The following is a 2367-nucleotide window of genomic DNA, read 5'->3' as shown; positions in this document are numbered from 1 at the left end:
GGCGAAGTTAAAACCACCAAAAGCCAGGGCGATTTTTGAAACAGCAGGTGAGGGCGGTTGAACTGGAATTTTTATAAAGCCAAACGCAGTTTAGGCTGACGCCTTCTAACTTTAAGCTAAGGGGCGCAGATACGTGGGGCATAATGGCGAAGCCGCCCTGCGTGTATGCGTCCCAACGAACGAAGTGAGTGAGTTTATTGAGTTGTTATGTAGCTTACCCAAAACACCAATCCTTTGCTTCGATAAGTATTCTTGCGATTTCAATTGAATTTTGTGAAGCGACACTTCTTCCCATTGAATTTATCTCTAAACCAGCGAGGTACTTTGCTATTTTTTCTTCGTTGTTATCAGAGGTGAGATAATCAAGAACCTTGGGTACATATGAACGGTATTCGTCTCTCGCAGCTGGTATTTCCTTGCAATCGAGAGGGTCCCATAGGTAAAACAAAATTTCATCTACGGCTTTAAAAAGCTGTTCTTCAGAATGCTTCATTTTGAATTCCCTTTGCTACATAACACCCGCATAACGGGCAAAAATACGTAGGCTATAATACCGAGCGAAGCGAGGGGAGCCTACGTGTTTTTGTCCCAAGGAGCGCCAGCGACTGAGTTAATGCGTTTGTTAGTTGCCGTAAATTCAATAGGTGTGCTAACATTTGTGTGTACATTTCATAAGGAGTTTACCATGGATACCCGTATTCAGTTTAGAGTAGATGAAGAAACTAAACGGCTAGCTCAGATAATGGCCGAAAGCCAAGGACGCACTTTAAGTGACGCTTGCAGAGAGCTTACGGAAGAACTCGCTGAACAGCAACGAAAAATAATTACTCATGATCAGTGGCTTACTGAAGAGGTTAATGCTGCGTTCAGTAAATTAGAGAGTGGGAAAAGTAAGTTCGTCAGTCATGAAGAAGCGAACTTGGACATGGAAGCTCGAAAAATGAAAATTAGGAATAAAGCCAAAAAATGATCTTATGGGAAAAAAGTTCGTTGGATGATCGTGAGGCTATTTTCGAGTTTTTATACGAATTTAACCCATTAGCAGCAGAAAAAACTGATGCAATAATTGAGAATAAAGTTGAAAACTTGAACCAGCAACCTTTTATGGGAGTTGAGAGAGAGGGTATACCGGGAAGATTGTTAATAATTCCAGAGGTTTCAATGATTGTTTCATATTTCATAAAAGACGACATTATTCACATTCTTCGAGTTTTACACCAAAAGCAAAAATTTCCTGTAGGCAACTAACACCTAAATATGGGGCACAAACAGGCAGGCTATAATGGCGAAGCCGCCTGCCTGTTTGTGTCCCAGCCCGCCTGCGGGCGACATGATTTTTTTGTTAGGTGCGTTCATAAATCTTCTAGTATTTGTCTGACTTTTTCATAATTTGGCGGAAAGTCACACCCACCAGATGAATACATATTAAGCGTGTCGGACTTTACGTAAAGCGTGAATGATAACCCGTCGCAAATTAATGAGACATCACTTGCGGGATATTCAGATTTCCACTCGCCAACTCCCAACTCTACTAGTTGGTTAATAAGCTTTGTTTGGTCGTCTGAATTCAAAGTCTTTATCTTTAACGCTGGGATTTTTGGCACCCATTTACCTTCATCATTTAGTTTGAAATGATCATCGATGTAAACGTATTGTGCCTCATTTATATAAAATTCGTGCCGATACTGGTTCAGAAAGTGAGATTCTCTAAATACCAGATGCAGTTCCCCCGCAGCTACCGGCCAGGAAAATATAAACAGTACGAAAAATCTAAAACTCACAATTCAGCACCTAACTTTTAAATAAGGGGCGATAATACGTAGGGCATAATAGCGAAGCGGCCCTGCGTGTTAGCGTCCCAACGAACGAAGTGAGTGACTTAATTTTTTTGTTATGTGGCATGAACCCAAATACTACCTTTTCTTATCTCTTCTGAGATGCAAAGACCTAAATAATTTGAGCATTCTAAGCAAAGTATCTGAGCATCGATGAATATGTTGAATGTAAGCTGATGACCTTGATACTCTCCTGCAACACTAGGTTGTTCGAATTTCAGTTGGTCAGTTGGAAGTTCAAAGTGCTTGATAAAAAGCATATATTCCGCGCCAGTGAATTTTACTTCTACTGACTCTGGAAAGTTTATAACCGAATGCAAGACCGAGTTGGGTAAAATTCCACTACACAACAGAGTAATTGCTTTTTTCTCAAAATCTTCAATTAATGCCATGGTTTACTCGAAACATAACACCCCACTAAGGGGCGATAACACATGGGCTAAAATTAGGAACGAAGTGACGCAGCCCATGTGTTAGCGTCCCAGCAAGCGAAGCGAGAGCCTTGAGTGGTTTGATAATCATTGAGCCTCCT

5 protein-coding genes are annotated in these 2367 nt (G+C 41.0%); 2 read left to right on the top strand and 3 right to left on the bottom strand.

Annotated features, from left to right (window positions below; translation table 11 throughout):
- Window positions 1-214: 214 nt before the first annotated feature.
- On the bottom strand, window positions 215-493 hold the full coding sequence (locus C7Y69_RS21675; protein ID WP_013785559.1) for a hypothetical protein: 279 nt from the start codon (window positions 491-493) through the stop codon (window positions 215-217).
- Between the two features lie 192 nt (window positions 494-685).
- On the opposite strand from C7Y69_RS21675, the gene C7Y69_RS21150 reads away from it, so the two are divergent.
- Together C7Y69_RS21150 and C7Y69_RS21145 are read left to right on the top strand one after the other, a co-directional pair.
- Window positions 686-970, top strand: a complete 285-nt coding sequence (locus C7Y69_RS21150) for a type II toxin-antitoxin system RelB/DinJ family antitoxin (protein ID WP_126874076.1) — start codon at window positions 686-688, stop codon at window positions 968-970.
- The gene (locus C7Y69_RS21145; RefSeq protein ID WP_126874075.1) at window positions 967-1248 is read left to right on the top strand and encodes a type II toxin-antitoxin system RelE/ParE family toxin; all 282 of its coding nucleotides are present in this window, start codon (window positions 967-969) and stop codon (window positions 1246-1248) included. The genes C7Y69_RS21150 and C7Y69_RS21145 overlap by 4 nt, the downstream gene beginning before the upstream one ends.
- 104 nt (window positions 1249-1352) lie before the next feature.
- Here C7Y69_RS21145 and C7Y69_RS21140 read toward each other — a convergent pair whose 3' ends face one another.
- Together C7Y69_RS21140 and C7Y69_RS21135 are read right to left on the bottom strand one after the other, a co-directional pair.
- Complete coding sequence (locus tag C7Y69_RS21140; protein ID WP_013783760.1) at window positions 1353-1781, bottom strand: hypothetical protein; 429 nt, start codon at window positions 1779-1781, stop codon at window positions 1353-1355.
- A 110-nt stretch (window positions 1782-1891) separates the two neighbouring features.
- Window positions 1892-2227, bottom strand: coding sequence for a hypothetical protein (locus tag C7Y69_RS21135; RefSeq protein ID WP_126874074.1), 336 nt, complete (start codon window positions 2225-2227; stop codon window positions 1892-1894).
- Window positions 2228-2367 lie beyond the last annotated feature (140 nt).

The organism is Alteromonas sp. KS69 (assembly GCF_003989595.1).
GTDB lineage: Bacteria > Pseudomonadota > Gammaproteobacteria > Enterobacterales > Alteromonadaceae > Alteromonas > Alteromonas naphthalenivorans.
This window is presented reverse-complemented; position numbering and strand designations above follow the sequence as displayed.

Bases quoted from the DNA above. Each gene is read 5' to 3' on its own strand.
- C7Y69_RS21135 (WP_126874074.1), bottom strand. From the start codon at position 2,227: ATGGCATTAATTGAAGATTTTGAGAAAAAAGCAATTACTCTGTTGTGT.
- C7Y69_RS21675 (WP_013785559.1), bottom strand. From the start codon at position 493: ATGAAGCATTCTGAAGAACAGCTTTTTAAAGCCGTAGATGAAATTTTG.
- C7Y69_RS21145 (WP_126874075.1), top strand. From the start codon at position 967: ATGATCTTATGGGAAAAAAGTTCGTTGGATGATCGTGAGGCTATTTTC.
- C7Y69_RS21150 (WP_126874076.1), top strand. From the start codon at position 686: ATGGATACCCGTATTCAGTTTAGAGTAGATGAAGAAACTAAACGGCTA.